The organism is Phenylobacterium sp. (assembly GCF_030681155.1).
In the GTDB taxonomy this organism is placed as follows: Bacteria; Pseudomonadota; Alphaproteobacteria; order Caulobacterales; family Caulobacteraceae; genus Phenylobacterium.
Map to the genome: position 1 here is coordinate 1 of NZ_JAUXXE010000045.1, position 17,109 is coordinate 17,109.

Sequence of the window (17,109 nt, forward strand, 5' to 3'; positions counted from 1 at the left end):
TGATCCTGTCGGGCTCCGCCGAGATTGACACCAAGGTCAAGACCTTCGGCGCCGGCGGCGACGACTACATGACCAAGCCGTTCCACAAGGACGAACTGGTCGCCCGGATCCACGCCGTGGTCCGTCGCTCCAAGGGCCATGCGCAATCGGTCATCAAGACCGGCGACATCACCGTGAACCTCGACGCCAAGACCGTCGAAGTGAACAACGCCCGCGTCCACCTGACGGGCAAGGAATACCAGATGCTGGAGCTGCTCTCGCTCCGCAAGGGCACCACGCTCACAAAGGAAATGTTCCTGAACCACCTCTATGGCGTGATGGACGAGCCTGAGCTGAAGATCATCGACGTCTTCATCTGCAAGCTGCGCAAGAAGCTGGCCGCGGCCGCCGACGGCAAGCACCACATCGAAACCGTCTGGGGCCGCGGCTACGTGCTGCGCGACCCGCAGGAAGCCGCCGTCGCCGCCTAGGCCGACAAGCACTTCCGACCGAATACGAAACGCCCGCCGCTCCTTCCGGCGGGCGTTTTCTTTTTGCCCGCGTTCCAGGTTAGGGTCCCGGCCAACAGTCTGCTGGGGAGGCGACACCTTGGGACGATCCATCGCGTTGGCTCTCTGCCTGATCGCGGCCTTCGCGCTGGCCTGGAGCGCCGAGCGGCCGCCGAGCCCGGCGCCCGCCAACGCCCCGGCGACCAGCTTCTCCGCCGCGCGAGCCTTCCCCGACGTCGAGATCATCGCCAAGGCGCCACACCCGATAGGGTCGCCTCAGAACGTCGCCGTCCGCGACTACCTCATCCAGCGCATGACCGCCCTTGGCCTGGAACCTCAGATCCAACGCGCCGAAGCCCTGTTCGAACGCAAGGGGCGTAGAGACATCGCCATCGCCGGCGGCCAGGTCGAAAACATTATCGGCGTGCTGCCCGGCCGCGACCGCACCGCGCCAGCAGTCGCCGTCATGGCCCACTATGACAGCGTGCCCGGTTCTCCCGGCGCAGCCGACGACGCGACCGGCGTCGCGGCCGCCCTGGAAATCGTCCGCGCCCTGAAGGCCCAGGGTCAGCCGGCTCGCGACGTGATCATCGTGCTCACCGATGGTGAAGAGAGCGGCCTGCTCGGCGCCACCGCCTTCTTCGAACAACATCCCCTAGCCCAGCGGATCGACTTCCTGCTGAACATGGAGGCGCGGGGCGGCGGCGGCCGGGCCCAGATGTTCCAGACCGGCGCGGAAAACGGGGAGACGATCGACCTGTTCCGCAAGACGGCGATCTCGCCGACCGCCTCGTCGCTGACCGTCTTCATGTACGAGAAGATGCCCAACGACACCGACTTCACCATTTCCAAGGCGGCTGGCGTCCCGGGACTGAACTACGCCTTCATCGGGCGTCAGTTCGACTACCACTCACCGACCTCGACGCCCGCGAACCTGGAGAAGGGCTCGCTGCAGCACATCGGGCAAGAGACCTTGGCCGCCGCGCGGGAGGCCGCCTTCGCCAGCGCGCTGCCCGCCAAGACGCCAAGCCTGGTCTATGCCAACACCTTCGCGGGCCACATGCTCGCCTACCCACCAGTGGTCGGCTGGGCGGTCCTGGCGCTTGCGGGCTTGCTTGTCGCCATCGGCGCCTGGCGAGCGCGCAGCAAAGGCCTTCTGCCCTGGCTGGACGTGATCCAGGGCATGGGCGCGGCGCTCTACCTGATCGCGCTGTCGGCCGTACTATTCCGGCTGGCTCGCCGAGCGACGGGCGCCGACTTCGGTTTCATGGAGCAGCGCTACCTGCTGGCCCAGGTGACCCGGTGGGAGATCGCCTTGATCCTGCTGGCCATCGGGGCTCTCGCCATCGCCGCCTCGGCGGCGGGGCGCGGCCGAACGAGATTGGCGACAGGCATGATCGTGCTTGGCTCTGGCGCCGCCTGCTCGGCCTTTGGCGGCTGGGACCCCATCGGCCTCGGCCTCGGCTTGGCTGGGACGATCCTAGCCACGGTCAGCTTTGGCCGCCCGGCAACCGCCGCCGGATCCTGGGCCGGCGTGCTGGCGACCGGCTCCCTCGTCGCGCTGGCGCTTCAGATCCTCGCGCCGCCGACCGCCTTCCTCGCGGCTTGGCCCCTGGCGCTCGCCGGCCTAGGGGCCGCCATCACCGCCATGGGCTCCAAACGCAGCCTGGCGTTCTTGGGCGTCCTCGCCGTTCTGGGGGCGATCGGCGTCAGTTGGCTGCTGGGCTTTGGGCACGGCGTCTTCCTCGGGCTGGACCTACCGGAATTGCTCGCAGTCATCGTCTGGCTGTCGGCGCTGCTGCTTTGGCCGCTGGCCCACACCGGCGAGAACGAGAAGGGCGTACGCGTCACCGCCGTGGCTCTGATCATGCTGGGCTTCGTCATGGTCGCCGTGGTTCGCCTCGATCCGCCCTGGAACGAACGTTATCCCCAAGCGACCCACGCCGCCTACTTCGTGGAGCCCGGCGAAAACCGCGCCTCGCGGATCAGCATGACCCCGGATATTCCGGACTGGACCCGCCAGATGCTGACCGCCGATGGCGGCGAGATCACCCAGACTACCCTCCCTGCGGGCTGGCGAGGCCAGGTCTGGGCGGGGCGGGCTACGCCGGTTCAGGCAGCCTCCCCGACATTCGCTCTGACCAGACAGCCGGACGGCTCCCAACGCCTGCTGGTCAGCCCGCCGCCGGGCGCTCGGACGCTCGGACTGGTCTTGAAGTCCACCGTTCCGCTCGGCGACGCGACCCTGAACGGGAGGCCGGTCCAGGAGCTGGCCCCGCCCGGCGCCGAGACCCGCATCAATTGGCAGTTCGCACCGCAAGGCCTCGAGCTCAACTTCAAGGCCGCCGGCCCCGGCGCGCTGGAGGTCGGCTTCATAGCTGTCACCGAGGCCTGGCCCGCCGGAGCCAAGCCCCTGCCCCCGCGCCCGGCCGACGTCATGGGCTTTGACGCCTCCGACGCCACCATCGTCGGCGGAACCCAGCGACTGACCTGGTAAGCGGAACCCGCGCCGCCGTGGTTTTCGCGCCGTGGCGGTAGGCGCTCGTCTTCGCCTCCGCTATCTTGCCGCGCCGCGCGTCGCCACGGCGCACATATCCCGCTGACAACCTCCGCCGTGGAGAAGACCCCATGACCGCCGACATCGTGATCTATCACAACCCCGCCTGCGGGACGTCGCGGAACACCCTGGCCCTACTCCGCGAAAAGGGGCTTGAGCCGCAGGTGGTGGAATATCTGAAAAGCGGTTGGACCCGCGAGCAACTCGAAGGTCTGACGCAGAAGATGGGCGTGTCCGCGCGCGAGATCCTGCGCGAACGCGGGACCAAGGCGGTCGAGCTCGGCCTCACCGATCCCGGCACCTCAGACGAGGCGATCATCGCGGCGATGATCATGGACCCAATCCTGGTGAATCGCCCTATCGTGTCCACTCCGAAGGGTGCGGCGCTGTGCCGTCCTGCCGAACTGGTGCTTGGTCTGCTTTAAAGCGACGCCGTTCGAATCTTCGCGTTGGCATATTTCATCGCGAATGACCCCCGACCGGTGCCACAGAAAAAATTACCTTCCATTAACCAAACCGCTTGAGAGTCAGGCCCGCCAATTCGTTGCTGGGCTGGGGCAGTTAACCAGTTTTCGATGCGCTTAGATCATGGATAGGCTTGCCTAAGCTTGACCATGGGCATCGCGAGTACGGGGGCACGATGCAAGAGTTTGATCCACGACGCCCGACACTTCGGCTTACTCCCGGCCTGCTGCTCGGTGTCGCCGGTGTCGCCGCGCTGGCCATCGGCTGGAAAGTGACCACCGGCGCTCCCGCTGCGCCCATCAAACCGCCCCTCGACCCTGCCGCCATTGCGGCCCTCCAACATGCCGCCTTCGCCCAGGCCGAAGCCCAGCCCGGCTTCGCGCGGCCAGAGAACGTCCCGGTCAAGGTCCGGCCTGGCGAGACGCTTGAATCGGCCGTCGAGCGCGCCGGCGTGCCGCGCGATGAAGCCCGCAAGGCGGTCGAAACCCTGGCCGCGGCGATGGACACGGTCCACATCAAGGCCGGCATGGCCTTTGACGCCGCCATCGCCCAGCCGCGCACCGAGCGTGGTCAGGCCCGCCTGATCGGGCTGTCGATGCGCACCGGCCCCGCCAACTCCATCACCCTCTCGCGCACCTTCGACGGCGCGATGCGCCTGCGCGAGATGGAAGAGAAGATCCGCGACGAACAGACCGTCGCCCGCGGCGAGATCTCCGGCTCGCTGCATGAGAGCGCCGCTCGACTGGGCGCGAACTCATCGATGGTCGGTAGCATGGTCAAGCTGTTCTCCCACAAGGTGGACTTTGACCGCGACCTGAAGCCGGGCGACGAGTTCACCATGGTCTTCGATCGCAAGATCACCGAGAGCGGAAAGACCATCGCGACCGGAGCCCTGGAATACGCCTCGATCAAGGGCATCCAGTTCTACCGCTTCGAGCGCGCGAACGGCGACGTCCAGTACTTCGACGAGACCGGCAAGAACATCAAAGGCTTCCTGCTGCGCACCCCGGTCGACAACGCCCGGATGACCAGCCGTTTCGGCATGCGGCGCCACCCGATCCTCGGCTTCAACCGCATGCACCAAGGCATCGACTTCGGCGCGGGCTCGGGAACCCCGGTGTTCGCAGCCGGCGACGGCGTCGTCGTCGAGGCGCGTCGCTGGGGCGGCTATGGCAACTGGGTTCGCATTCGCCACGCCGGCGGTTTCGAGACCGGATACGCCCACCTTTCGCGCTTCGGCAAAGGCGTGCGCACCGGCCAACGCATCAGCCAGGGCCAAGTGATCGCCTATGTCGGGTCGACCGGCGCCTCGACCGGTCCCCACCTCCACTACGAAATCTGGCAGCACGGCAAGCGGGTCAATCCGGTCGGCGCCAAGGTTCCGCAAGGCACGGTCCTAGCCGGCGGCGAACTGGCCGCCTTCCGCGCCCAGAAGGCCCGCATCGATCGCATGATCAGCGGCCAGACCGACCAAGCCGAGGTCCGTCAATTGGCCGCCGCCGCCCCTCAGGACGGCAAGACCACGGCGATCCGCCGCTAGCTTCCAACCACGGCGCATGCGGACTAGTGTTTCGTCTGAGCCTGCTTCGCGCGGAGAGTCGATTTGACCGCTGCCGTCCACCCAAAGCCCCGCGCACGCTATGCCGCAAAGCGCGATGCGATCATGTCCGCGGCGATCAAGGTCTTCGCCGCCCAGGGCATGAGCGGCTTCACCTTGGCCGCGGTGGCCAAGCGGATGGACCTGCATCCGGTCAGCCTCACCTACTACTTCAAGCGCAAGGAAGACCTCGCGGCTGCCGTCCTGCATGACACCATGGGGCGGTTTGGCGAGATGCTGACCCAGGCGGAGGCCGAACCCTCGCCGCCGAACCGCCTGCGGATTTTTGTCGCCGCATATTTCGAGGCCCGCCGCCGGATCACCGCTGAGGGTGATATCCCACTGGCGCCTTTCAGTGAGATCTACCTGGTCGAGGGCGACCAATCGAAGGCGCTGATCGAGGCGTTCAACTCGCTGTATGTACGGATCGCCCGGCTGTTCAAATCGCCGGACATGCCCTGGATGACACCGCCACGCCGTCAGGCGCTGGCCCGCCTGGTGGTCAACCAACTCACCTGGTCCGACACTTGGATCGGCGCCTACGAGCCCGACGACTACACGCGCGTCGCCGCCCGCGTCGCCGACGTGATGACCGGGGGCCTGGCCGCCAAGGGCCAGGCCTGGCCCGATCTGCCGCTCATGCCGCTGGGCACGCCGGACGCTCTCAACGACGAAGTGACGCGCGACCGCTTCCTGGTCGCCGCCACCAAGCTGATCAATCGCGAGGGATATCGCGGCGCTTCCGTCGACAAGATCTCGGCCGAGCTGAAGGTCACCAAGGGCTCATTCTACCACCACAACGCCGACAAGGATGAACTGGCGGTCGCCTGCTTCACTCGCTCGTTCGACATCATTGACCAGGCCAAGCGCGGCGCGGCGGACATCGAACCTGGCTGGGCGCGGCTATGGCTGACGACAGCGTCGTTGAGCATGCACCAAGCCTCGGGCGAAAGCGGCCGGATGCTGCGCCACCACGCCCTGGCGGCCGTTCCGCTTGCGATGCGGCGACAGATGCTGTCGCGCTTCCACCAGATCACCCACTCGTTCGCAGGCATGATCTCGGACGGCATCGCCGACGGCTCGATCCGGCCGGTCGACCCGCTGCTGGCGGCTCACGCGGTGATGGTGGTTTTCAATGCTTCCCTGCCGCTCGACCCGCGCAATAATCCGGGTTCGACCGATGGGCTGATGGAAGACTATCTGCGCCCCGCTCTATTGGGCTTCTTCGTCCAGTAGGGCCTTCGCCTGGCGCGGGGGGACCACGCCAGGCAGGCAGATCCTCCTACTTCTTGGTGGACATGGCCGTGACGGCCGGGGCGCTCTTGCTGGCGCTACACTTCACAAACTTGTCCTTGGCGTCGTGGCACTGCTGAGCCGTGGCGGGGGCGGCGGCGGCGCACTTCGTGAAGTGCCCCAGCGCATCACGGCAGGACGCCGCCGAGGCGGCGCCAGGCCCGAGGATGCCGGCTGCCAGCGCCAGGGCTGCGACTAGAGGCAGTTTATTGGACATGATCGTTCTCCGATCGGCGAGACCTGGGCGGACTTCGCGCGCTTGCCCCGACTACTTCGTGGTGGCGGTGGCGGCGGGGGCGGGGGCGGCCGTCGCCTTACTGTGATGATGATGCTTCTTCTTGGTCGAATGGCTCGTCGTCGAGGCGCTGTGGGCCGCGGCGGGAGCGGTCGACGCAGTCGGGGCCTGGGCGAAGGCGCCGCCAGCGACCAGCGCGGAGGCCGCCAGGGCTCCGGCGGCGATAAGGGCTAGCTTCATTGGAATTACTCCGTGACGGCGGAGAAGTCCGCCTAGGAGTGACCTTGGGCCGACCGCCTCACGCCTTCCCGGCCAGCGCCTTACAAATAGTTGAATCTGCCGGTCGCGGGCCGAGGCTCCACGCCTGGCCCCTCCGACATGCTGCGTAGCACCCGCCACATCAGGTCTGCATCAGTCAGCATCGCTGGCGGCTCTCCAAACCGTTCCAGCCAGAGGGCGGCGATCAGCCGAACCTCCTCGTTCTCGTCGTGCGACATCAATCGCTCCCCGCAAGAACGCCCCACACCGCAAAGCCAAACCCGCCAGAGAGCTTCCGGTTTCCCGGTTACTGAGATTTTTATTTGGTTAATCTATATCGTGGGCACTCTAAGCTTCCACGCACAAAATAGGCCCTCCCGGATGGAAGGGCCTATTCTGCGTTTTCAGTGATGCAATCAGTCGAAGACGATGACCGAACGGGCCAATTCGCCCTTCTTCATCTCGGCGAAACCTTCGTTAACCTGATCAAGGCGGATGCGTTGCGAGATCATCTCGTCCAATTTCAGCTTGCCGTTCATGTACATGTCGACGAGGCGCGGCATGTCGACGGGGAAGCGGTTGGAGCCCATCATCGAACCTTGAATGCGCTTCTCGCCCAACAGGGCGAAGCCCGGCAGGCTGATCATCTGACCGATCGGGATCATGCCGATGACGTTCGCGGTGCCGCCACGACGCAGCATGCCGAACGCCTGTTCCGCGGTCTTGGCTAGGCCGATGGCTTCGAACGAGTGGTGCACGCCGCCCTTTGTCATCTCGATCACTTCCTTGACCGCGTCGGTCTGCGAAGCGTCGATGAAGTCGGTGGCGCCGAACTGATGGGCCAGGTTGCCCTTCGAGGCGACCATGTCGATCGCGATGATCCGACCCGCGCCGGCGATCGCCGCGCCGTTGATCGCCGCCAGGCCGACGCCGCCGCAGCCGATGACGGCCACGGTCTCGCCGGGACGCACGCTCGAGGTGTGGATCGCCGCACCGACGCCGGTCATCACCGAGCAGCCGATCAGGGCGGCGCGGTCGAGCGGCATGTCCTTGCGGATCGCGACGCAAGCATGCTCGTGGATCAGCATCTGTTCAGCGAAGGACGACAGGTTCAGGAATTGCGGCAGGCCAGCGCCGTTCTGCATCAGGCGCGGCTCGTCCTTGGCGTCGCGCTTGGTGTCGGGCGACACGCAGAGCGACAGGTGACCGGTCAGGCAGGATTCACAGTGGCCGCAATAAGCCGAGAGACAGGTGATGACATGGTCGCCCACCTTCACCGTGCGGACCTCGGAGCCGACAGCTTCGACGACGCCCGCGCTTTCGTGACCCAGCACCGCCGGCAGCGGGTGCGGGTAGGAGCCTTCGATGAAATGCAGGTCAGAATGGCAGAGGCCGGCTGCCTTGGTGCGGATTAGCACCTCGTGCGGGCCCGGCTTATTGATCTGCACGTCTTCGATTTGAAGCGGCGTGCCCACTTGGCGCAGGACGGCTGCCTTCATATTGCGAACTCCCCAAACAGCGCCCACTCGGGGCGGAATTATCGAAGTCGCGGTATGTCCGCGGCTTTCGTCTTCCGAACCTTATCGCTGTTCAGGTGGCGCGGGCCAAGCGGGTTTTTCCGGTTAGGCCTGGAGGGCTCAAAAAACAACGGCCCCGGCGTCACCGCAGGGGCCGTTGCATCGACAAGGTGGAGGTGCAGTCTATTTCGGCGACCACACCTGGGCCTTGCTCTCCGATGAGACCAGCGCCCCGCCAGACTTCATCAGGCTGGAGGCCGGCACCTGGGCGGTCTTGCCGTCGGACGACAGGGTTACGATCGTCTGGCCGCCCGACTTTCCGATCTTGGATATCTTGCCGATATCCATGCCTGCGGAGTCTTTCACCGTACCGCCAATGGCGAGATCCGTGTCGGCCACGCGCGCCGCGGTATCAGCGGCGAGGCCCGTCCTGGCAGCCTTGGCCGGAGCCGCCATCGAGGTCGAAGGTTCATACATCGAAGCGCCCGGTTCGGTCGCTGCGGCGCCTGACGTGCCCAACTCTTGCGCTGTGGCCGGCAGGGCGAATGCAGCGGCGGCGGCCGTGGCCAGAAGAAGCTTCATGATCATCTTGATCGTCTCCGTCCTTCACCCGCCCAGCAGCGGACAGAACCCTTCACGGATTGGTGAGGTTCCACGCCGAGCGCTAATCGTGATCGCGGCGAAGCTTGCCGCCATCCCTAGGCGTGAGCTGCGCTATGAGGCCCTTTGGGCTTGAAGAACCCTAGGCTGGGGAACGGCGGGAGCTTGAGGTGGAAGAAAGGACGTTGAACCGAGATACAGCCCTCCAGAGCCGCTAGCAGCGGTTCGACAGGGCCGTCATTCAGGAAATGATTAGCGCCGGTAACCCGCTCGAAGCGCATGGGACGCCTGGTCCGCGTCTCACCCACCAGGCGTTCGGCGATCTCGATCGGCGCGAAGTCGTCCTTATCACCGTGGATGACATGAACTGGCGCCTTCAGCTTCGCCAAGGCGGCGCGGAAGCCATCTAGCTGCCCAGGCTGGTTGGAGACCTCGATGACGGCATGGCGCAGATCGCGCGGGATAACCTTCAGAAGCCTGGATCCCACGTCGAGCAACCAACGCGCCGTGGGGCCGGACTCGCCGAAATAGCCCGACAACAGCACCAGACCCGCGACCTTGCGCGGGTTGTCAGCCGCCATCAACGAGGCGATCGCCGCGCCATAGGATTGCCCGACCAACAGCACCTTCTGACCCGGCTTTGCGTCGAGCAGCGGCGCGAGCGCCCTCGCCTGAACGGCGATGTCACCGACATATTCGATCGGCTCTGAACCAGCGTAGCCTGGCCGATCGACGACGATCATCTCGCGGTCCTGCGGCAAGGCCGCCAAGGCAGGGGCCCAGTACTCCGCCCATGACGGCGCGCCAGTGACCACCACGATCTTCCAGGGCGCGGCCTTGGTTCGAGGGGTCGTAATCGCCGAGAGCTTCCAGCCCAGGCCGCCTCCGGCCTCGAAATGCACGCGGCGCACGACGTCGTCGGGATAGTCGTCTGAGGTGGCGACGTGCTCGGTACGACCGGCCGCGGCCGATGCGAGACACGCCCATCCCATGGACAGCACGCCCTTGGGTCTTCTATGCGGCAAAGTTCAAGCTCCACTTCAGAATCCTGACGTGGTGATTGAACGCGGGAGGACGAGCCCGGTTCGCACCGGGCCGCCTGTTTCAGGCTGAAGTGGCCATTCGGTCACGCAGTTCGCGCTTCAACACCTTGCCGGTCGGGCCGATCGGAAGTTCGGCCACGATCCGCACCGCATCGGGCGTCCACCATTTGGCCACCCGTTCAGCCACGTGGGCCTTCAAGGCCTCAGCCTCTGCAGTGTGGCCCGGACGCAGGACGACTAGCAGCAGCGGCCGCTCATCCCACTTAGGATGCGGCACGCCGATAGCCGCAGCCATGGCCACGGCTGGGTGGGAGGATACCGCGTCCTCCAGGTCGAGGGTCGATATCCACTCCCCGCCTGATTTGATGACGTCCTTGGCCCTGTCGGTCAGGCGCAGGTAGCCCTCGGGGTCGATGGTGGCGATGTCGCCGGTGTCGAACCAGCCGTCGTCCAGGAAGACCTGCGCTCCCTCGTTCTTGAAATAGGCCGAGGAGACCCATGGCCCGCGAACCTGCAGGGCGCCGACGCTCGCGCCATCGCGCGGCTGGACCGTCCCATCGTCACCCATGATCCGCATCTCTACGCCCCAAAGGCCCCGCCCCTGCTTCAACTTGCGCGCATAGGCGGCGTCCTCGTCCTCGCCAGCGTGGGCGGGCAGCGCAGTGTTGATGACCCCCATCGGACTGGTCTCGGTCATCCCCCAGATCTGCCGGACGGTGGCGCCCAGTTGATCCTCCACCCGGCGCATCAGAGCCGCCGTCGGCGCCGACCCGCCAATGGCGACATTGCGCACCGAGGTCAGCCTCTGCCCCGTTTGGTCCAGATGATCGAGCACCCCGACCCAGATCGTCGGCACACCCAGCAGGAAACTCGCCTGCTCGGCCACCGCCAGGTCGCAGATCGACGGGCCATCCAACTGCCGGCCAGGCAGCACCAGCTTGGCGCCGACCAACGGCGCGGCGTAGGGCGTGCACCAGGCGTTGGCGTGATACATCTGGGCGCAGGGCAGCACGGTGTCGCGGGCGGACAGATCGAAGGCGTCAGGCTGGACCAACGCCATGGCGTGCAGGACCGTCGAACGGTGGCCGTACAACACGCCCTTCGGATTACCTGTCGTGCCCGAGGTGTAGCAAAGGCCTGAGGCCTGACGCTCATCCAGTTCCGGCCAGATGAATTCGGGCGAGTGCGACGCGATCAGCTCCTCATAGACCAGCGTCCCGGTCGGCGCTTCCGGCGGCAGGTGCGCGCGGTCGGTCATGGCGACATAGGTCTTTACGGTCGCAAGCTTGGGCGCCAGTTCGGAGACCAGGTCGCCAAAGCTGATATCGAACATGAGCACGCTGTCCTCAGCGTGGTTGGCGACCCAGGCGATCTGGTCGGGGTGCAGCCGCGGATTGATGGTGTGCAGGATCGCCCCGATGCCCGAAACCGCATAGTAGAGCTCGAAGTGCCGATGGGTGCTCCAAGCCAGCGTCGCGACGCGGTCGCCAGGCTTTACGCCCATATCGGTCAGCGCGTTGGCCATCTGCTTGGCCCGCACCAAGGCGTCCTTATAACCATAGCGGTGGATCGGCCCCTCGACCGTACGGGTCACCACCTCGCGGTCGCCGTGATAGGCGGCCGCATATTCCAGAATCGAGGGCAGGTTCAGCGCCCGATCCATCATCAGGGCCAGCATCGCGGGCTCCTCCCTTATCATTGTTCAGATAAAGGTAGGACGCGCCCAGCGCGGACGCTAGCCCGCGCCGTCGGCGCCCCAAGCAGCCCGGGTTGCGTCAGGACCAGAGTTCGAACGGCTCGTCGATCTGCTGGCCGTCGAGGAAGCTCGCAAGCAGGGCCGGCAGCCTGCCCGGATAGAAGCGCTGATCGCTCGCCACGATATCCGCCACGGTCCACCACTGAAAATCGAAGTGGTCTTCCTTTTCGTAGTCGAGACGCTCGGCCTCATCGACCGTGGGACCGGGCCCCGCCAAGGCGACCCGAACCACCACCTCGTGCTGCAGACGCCGACCATGCCGATATCGGAAAGTCGCCGTCCGACGCCATGAGGGCGGCCCTACCTGGTTCGCGACGGCGACAATACCGGTCTCCTCGCGCAGTTCGCGAAGAGCCGCTTCCAGATAGGTCTCGTTCGTTTCAATGCCGCCGCCAGGCAGCTCCCACCAGTCGCCGAACTCCGGGGCGGTGGCGTCGCGAGTTCGGAACAACAGAACCCGGCCGTCGCTGTCATGAACCACCACCCGCACCGCCTGGCGCTCAATGACCGGCAGATCGTCTGGCAGTTCCATCATCGCGGATTCCCCGGGCTCAGGCCGCCATGCGGGCCTTGAAGACACCATCCGGAAGTTCCGGCGCGCGGCTGGGGTGAACGAAGAAGTAGTCTTTCCAGGGAAGATCGTTGTCGAGGGTCGAGCGCTCTTCCAGACGGTCGGCGTTCAGCGAGAACATCCGGTAGCCGCGTGACAGGAAGAAATCGAGCACGCCCTCGGCCGTGCCGCCAAAGCGGCTTTCCAACATCACCGGATGGATTTCGATCTGAATGTGGGGCCGGTCGCGGTCGATCAGTCGCACCGCGCCCTTCAGGGCTTTCTGCTCGCCGCCTTCGATGTCCATTCGGATGAAGTCGACCCGCTTCAGGCCGACGCTTTCGCAATAGCCATCCAGGGTGACCACCGGCGTGGGCTGAATTTCGACGCCGCTGTCTTCCAAGTCCGGCCGCACCTGGCCTGTCGGCGCCTCGCTGGCCACATAGGCGAAGGCCCGCCCCATGCGGCCCGAGGTCTTCTTCGGCGTCACCAGCAACAACTCGCCCGCCTTGTCCGAGACTGCAGCGTGGATCAGCTTCACCTGGCCGGCGATGCCGTGCCAGGCAAGGCAGACCTTCAGGACTTCGAAGGTGAAAGCTGACGGCTCAAAGGCGTGGATCTTCGCCCGGGGCGCGACCTGGGTGACCACATAGGCATGGCGACCGTCGCTGGCGCCAACGTGCAAGCAGATCGGCGAGCCGGCGAGCAAGTCGGCGAGATAAGGGGTCTCGGGCTCGTGCTTGGCCCACCTCTTATTGCGACGCCAGGCACGGAAAGCGTGACCCAACACGCGTATCGAAGGCATGGTTACCACCCTGCAGGCCGCCTCTTTACGCCGCGTCGCGGGTGACCGTCATCATGTAGTTAATGTCGCAGTCCGACGACCTCGACCAACGCCTCGACAGCGGGTCATAGGCGACGCCGAACGGCCCCTGCATGGCGACGGGTTCGGCGGCGAGGAAGCTGCGAAGCTCCTCGGGCTTCAGGAACTTGGTCCAGTCATGGGTGCCGGCCGGCACCCAGCGCAGCACATATTCCGCACCGACCTTGGCTAGGGCGAAGGCCTTGAGGGTGCGATTGAGCGTCGCCACGATCATCAGACCGCCCGGCGCCATCAGCCGCGCGCAGCTGCGCAGGTACTCGCCCGGATCGGCCACGTGCTCGATCACCTCCATGTTGAGGATCACGTCGAACGGCTGCTCGCCGGCCGCCAGCAGGTCCTCGGCCGTCGAGGCTCGGTAGTCGATGGAAAGACCCTGCTCGGCCGCATGGGTGCTGGCGGTGCCGATGTTGCGTTCCGAGGCGTCTACGCCCGTGACCTGGAAACCGAGCCGGGTCATCGGCTCGCACAGCAGGCCGCCCCCGCATCCGATGTCGAGCAACCGCAAGCCCTCGAACGGGCGCAGCGACTTGGCGTCGCGGCCAAACCGCACCTGGGCCTGCTCGCGGATGAAGGCCAGGCGAGTCGGGTTGAACTTGTGCAACGGGGCGAACTTGCCCTTCGGGTCCCACCATTCGGCGGCGATGCGGGAAAAACGTTCGACCTCTTCGGGGTCGATGGAAGATGCGGCGACGGACATGGCCCCTTTTCCTCCCGCAGATGAAATAGCGCCAGCCCCCATGCGACGCGCCCCATCGCCACGGGCGCCATCTTGCGTGAACTCGCTGTTTTTGCGCTGCGGAAAGGCAGACATTGCCCCCCACGGCTCCCGCCGCTATTAGGCGCAGCCTTCCCTCTCAAGCGGAGCTCTTGCGCTGTCTCGGCTAGTGATGAAATTCGGCGGCACTTCGGTGGCCGACCTAGAGCGTATCCGGCGCGTTGGCCGGCTCGTGGCCGCGGAGGTCGCGGCCGGACACCAGGTTTGCGTCGTGGTTTCGGCCATGGCCGGCAAGACCAATGAATTGGTCGCCTGGACCGATGGCGCCGGCCCCGCCGCGCCCGGCCTTGCGCCTTCGGACGACGAGTACGACGCCGTGGTCGCCTCGGGCGAACAGGTGACGGCCGGTCTGCTGGCCATGACCCTGCGCAATATGGGCCTGCCCGCGAAGTCGTGGCTGGGTTGGCAGGTTCCGATCATCGCCGACGACGCCCACGGCCGCGCCCGCATCGACGACGTCCCGTCCGAGAAGCTGTCTGCGGCTCTGGACGCTGGTGAAGTCGCCGTCATCGCCGGTTTCCAGGGCGTGACCCGCGACGGCCGCATCGCCACGCTCGGCCGCGGCGGCTCCGACACCAGCGCGGTAGCCATCGCCGCCGCCGTCAAGGCGATCCGTTGCGACATCTACACCGACGTGGACGGGGTCTACACCACCGACCCGCGCATCGAGAGCAAGGCCCGCAAACTCAACAAGATCTCCTATGAGGAGATGCTTGAAATGGCGTCGCTCGGCGCCAAGGTCCTTCAGACCCGCTCGGTCGAACTGGCCATGGCCCAGAACGTCCCGGTGCGAGTGCTGTCCAGTTTTGTTGAGCCCGGCGAAGCGCCCGGCCAAGGCACCATCGTGTGCGACGAGGAAGAGATCATGGAAAAGCGGATCGTGAGCGGCGTCGCCTATAGCCGCGACGAAGCAAAGATCAGCCTTTTCGGCCTGCCCGACAGTCCGGGCGTGTCGTCGGAGCTCTTCGGCGCACTGGCCGACGCCAATGTGAACGTGGACATGATCGTTCAGAGCCACGCGCGCACGGCCGCAACGGCCAATATGGAATTCACTGTCGGCAAGCGTGACGCGGCCCGTGCGGTCGAGATCGTCCGCGCCAACCAACAGAAGATCGGCTTCGAAGACGTTCAGGTGAACGAGGAAGTCGCCAAGGTTTCAGTCATCGGCGTCGGCATGCGCAGCCACACCGGCGTGGCCAAGACGATGTTCCAGTCACTGGCCGACAAGGGTGTGAACATCCAGGTCATCTCCACCAGCGAGATCAAGATCAGCGTGCTGATCGACGCCGCCTATACGGAGCTGGCCGTGCGCGCCCTGCACGCCGGCTTCGGCCTCGACCAACTCTAGGAACTGCTCCGCCACCCCGGCTCGACCAGGGTGGCGGTATCATTTGCCGAGCCGGCCCTAGATCTCCTCAGAGGTGATCGATACGCCAAAGGCCTCCAGACGGGCCAAGGCCCGGGCGGCGTCGATGAAGCTCTCCGGGAACTTCAGGCCGGCGCTCGCCGGCGGACCACCATCGAGAGCCAGAATGCGCTCAACGCCGACCATGACGCCCAAGGCTGTCAGGTGGGCCTGACCTCGCGGATCGGAGACGACGGTCCGGCGGGTCTCGAGCGCCCCGCCGGCAACCTGCCCGGAAATGTCGACGAAGAGATCGTGCGAAGCCGCACCGCCGGCCTGAGTCCCACGAGATTCCCCGGTCCCCAGGTCGAAGCGGACATTGGGCGCACCGGTAGCGATGGCCAGACTAGGAACATCCAGCACTCCCATGGGCATGGCGTCGAAAGCCGGTTGGCCATGCCGCGTCACCTGCCGAGCGTTCTCTGCTGCATCCACCGAGAGCCAAAGCCCGTCACGGCGGGTCAGGGCGCGACCGACGAAGCCGGTGCTGTCGCCGGCGGTCATCGGCCCGATAGGATCGGCATAGTCGTAAAGCGCCGCAAGTTCGATCCGGTCCACCTGGGTGAACGCCGTCGCCGCAACCTGCGCCGCCAGGGTGAGCACGCCAGCCTGCCAATGGCCCAGCATCAGCACGGGACGGGAGGCGAAGGCGCTGGCTGCAACGGCTACGGGCGACATGGTGTCGGCGGTGCGGGTAACGCCGATATGCGCCGCTCCCGATCTCAAGGCCCCGAGCAGCAAAGCCTCTCGCGGGTCCTGCAAGGCGGCGACGACGACATCCACCACGCCGATTTCTGCGAGGTCACCGCTCGGATCGGCGACATCGAGACGGGCTGTCCTAGCTCCCAGCTCGTTCGCCAAGGCCTCGCCGTCCGCGGGATTTCGCCCAGCCAGGATCAGATCGACGTCGTGGCCCGCCGCATGGAGATGCCGCGCGATCAGTCCGCCCACGACGCCGTAGCCGCCGGCGATCAGGATGCGCGGGCTCACAGCGTCACCGCCATACGGTATTCGCTCGGAAAACCGTGCTCCCGCGACAACTCGGGCGAGCGCGTCTCCGACAGGATACGCAGGCCATTGGCTTGATAGAAGCCAACCGCAGAGTTGTCGGCCAGGACGTCCAGTTGAAGCTCGCGATAGCCCTCGGCCCTCGCCCGCCCAATGGCTGCATGCAGCAATTGTCGGCCCGCGCCTTTGCCGCGATGACGCTCCGGCGTCGAAAGCGCATGCAGGTAATAGACGTCGTCAGGTACGTGGGCGTTCAAATAGCTCGCCTGCTCGGCGCGTTCGGCCAGACCCTCGAGTTCGGCGAACGTCACGACGCCCTGGGCGATCAAGTCGCCCGCGAGACCGACCAGGTTGTTTTTGAAGACGTAGAAGTTGGGCCCCGCAAAGCCCAGTTCCAGCCCCACCAGCTCATCCCCATCCGTCGCCAGGGTGGCCGCCGAGGCCGCGAACAACGTGTCGGGCTCCCTCCATGACGCGGCGACAATCCGCGCCAACAGGCTTTGGTCACCGAACTGATAGCCGTAGCTGACCGGACCGGTGGCCCAGATCAGCTCCGCGATGAGCGGGGCGAAGCGCGCCGCCTGATCGGGGGTCGGCTGAGAGAGTTGAATCGACTTGGCTGTCATGGGCCCCTCCGCTAGAACCGTCGCTATATTACGATCTGTAAGTTACTATTCGT

The 17,109-nt window shown here is 65.8% G+C and carries 18 protein-coding genes; 6 read left to right on the top strand and 12 right to left on the bottom strand.

The genetic code is table 11. From position 1 onward, the window contains the following. From Q8M13_RS11680 to Q8M13_RS11700, 5 genes are all read left to right on the top strand, one after another. The coding region (locus Q8M13_RS11680) for a response regulator transcription factor (RefSeq protein ID WP_305300120.1) at positions 1–470 on the top strand (470 nt) is incomplete at its 5' end. Between the two features lie 118 nt (positions 471–588). After that, positions 589–2,985 (top strand): M20/M25/M40 family metallo-hydrolase, encoded by a 2,397-nt coding sequence (locus Q8M13_RS11685; RefSeq protein WP_305300121.1) that lies wholly within the window; start codon positions 589–591, stop codon positions 2,983–2,985. Between the two features lie 131 nt (positions 2,986–3,116). Continuing rightward, positions 3,117–3,470, top strand: coding sequence for an arsenate reductase (glutaredoxin) (gene arsC / locus Q8M13_RS11690; RefSeq protein ID WP_305300122.1), 354 nt, complete (start codon positions 3,117–3,119; stop codon positions 3,468–3,470). 215 nt (positions 3,471–3,685) lie between these two features. Beyond that, the gene (locus Q8M13_RS11695) at positions 3,686–5,050 is read left to right on the top strand and encodes a M23 family metallopeptidase (RefSeq protein ID WP_305300123.1); all 1,365 of its coding nucleotides are present in this window, start codon (positions 3,686–3,688) and stop codon (positions 5,048–5,050) included. A gap of 63 nt (positions 5,051–5,113) precedes the next feature. Then, entirely contained in the window at positions 5,114–6,343 is a 1,230-nt protein-coding gene (locus tag Q8M13_RS11700) for a TetR/AcrR family transcriptional regulator (RefSeq protein WP_305300124.1), read from the top strand. A gap of 46 nt (positions 6,344–6,389) precedes the next feature. On the opposite strand, the gene Q8M13_RS11705 is transcribed toward Q8M13_RS11700, so the two are convergent. The 10 genes from Q8M13_RS11705 to ubiG form a co-directional block, all read right to left on the bottom strand. Continuing rightward, positions 6,390–6,617 carry a hypothetical protein gene (locus tag Q8M13_RS11705; RefSeq protein WP_305300125.1) on the bottom strand — a complete coding sequence of 76 codons (228 nt, stop codon included), beginning with the start codon at positions 6,615–6,617 and terminating at the stop codon, positions 6,390–6,392. Between the two features lie 51 nt (positions 6,618–6,668). Next, complete coding sequence (locus Q8M13_RS11710) at positions 6,669–6,875, bottom strand: hypothetical protein (RefSeq protein ID WP_305300126.1); 207 nt, start codon at positions 6,873–6,875, stop codon at positions 6,669–6,671. Positions 6,876–6,955: 80 nt separating this feature from the next. Beyond that, positions 6,956–7,132: a hypothetical protein gene (locus Q8M13_RS11715; RefSeq protein WP_305300127.1), complete on the bottom strand. Its 177-nt coding sequence runs from the start codon at positions 7,130–7,132 to the stop codon at positions 6,956–6,958. A 177-nt stretch (positions 7,133–7,309) separates the two neighbouring features. Continuing rightward, entirely contained in the window at positions 7,310–8,392 is a 1,083-nt protein-coding gene (locus tag Q8M13_RS11720) for a Zn-dependent alcohol dehydrogenase (RefSeq protein WP_305300128.1), read from the bottom strand. A 201-nt stretch (positions 8,393–8,593) separates the two neighbouring features. Then, on the bottom strand, positions 8,594–8,992 hold the full coding sequence (locus Q8M13_RS11725; RefSeq protein WP_305300129.1) for a hypothetical protein: 399 nt from the start codon (positions 8,990–8,992) through the stop codon (positions 8,594–8,596). A 116-nt stretch (positions 8,993–9,108) separates the two neighbouring features. Then, on the bottom strand, positions 9,109–10,002 hold the full coding sequence (locus Q8M13_RS11730; RefSeq protein WP_305300163.1) for an alpha/beta fold hydrolase: 894 nt from the start codon (positions 10,000–10,002) through the stop codon (positions 9,109–9,111). Between the two features lie 112 nt (positions 10,003–10,114). Next, complete coding sequence (locus Q8M13_RS11735) at positions 10,115–11,731, bottom strand: long-chain fatty acid--CoA ligase (RefSeq protein ID WP_305300130.1); 1,617 nt, start codon at positions 11,729–11,731, stop codon at positions 10,115–10,117. 97 nt (positions 11,732–11,828) lie between these two features. Further along, positions 11,829–12,344 carry an NUDIX hydrolase gene (locus Q8M13_RS11740; protein ID WP_305300131.1) on the bottom strand — a complete coding sequence of 172 codons (516 nt, stop codon included), beginning with the start codon at positions 12,342–12,344 and terminating at the stop codon, positions 11,829–11,831. Between the two features lie 16 nt (positions 12,345–12,360). Next, positions 12,361–13,164 carry an FkbM family methyltransferase gene (locus tag Q8M13_RS11745; protein WP_305300132.1) on the bottom strand — a complete coding sequence of 268 codons (804 nt, stop codon included), beginning with the start codon at positions 13,162–13,164 and terminating at the stop codon, positions 12,361–12,363. A gap of 25 nt (positions 13,165–13,189) precedes the next feature. Further along, a complete protein-coding gene (gene ubiG, locus Q8M13_RS11750; RefSeq protein ID WP_370870039.1) occupies positions 13,190–13,981 on the bottom strand; it encodes a bifunctional 2-polyprenyl-6-hydroxyphenol methylase/3-demethylubiquinol 3-O-methyltransferase UbiG in 792 nt (263 codons plus the stop codon). 133 nt (positions 13,982–14,114) lie between these two features. On the opposite strand from ubiG, the gene Q8M13_RS11755 reads away from it, so the two are divergent. Further along, complete coding sequence (locus Q8M13_RS11755) at positions 14,115–15,365, top strand: aspartate kinase (RefSeq protein ID WP_305300164.1); 1,251 nt, start codon at positions 14,115–14,117, stop codon at positions 15,363–15,365. A gap of 57 nt (positions 15,366–15,422) precedes the next feature. On the opposite strand, the gene Q8M13_RS11760 is transcribed toward Q8M13_RS11755, so the two are convergent. Both Q8M13_RS11760 and Q8M13_RS11765 read right to left on the bottom strand, forming a co-directional pair. Continuing rightward, a complete protein-coding gene (locus tag Q8M13_RS11760) occupies positions 15,423–16,412 on the bottom strand; it encodes a hypothetical protein (RefSeq protein WP_305300134.1) in 990 nt (329 codons plus the stop codon). Then, positions 16,409–17,056 (bottom strand): N-acetyltransferase, encoded by a 648-nt coding sequence (locus tag Q8M13_RS11765; RefSeq protein WP_305300135.1) that lies wholly within the window; start codon positions 17,054–17,056, stop codon positions 16,409–16,411. Before Q8M13_RS11765 ends, Q8M13_RS11760 begins: the two co-directional genes overlap by 4 nt. Positions 17,057–17,109 lie beyond the last annotated feature (53 nt).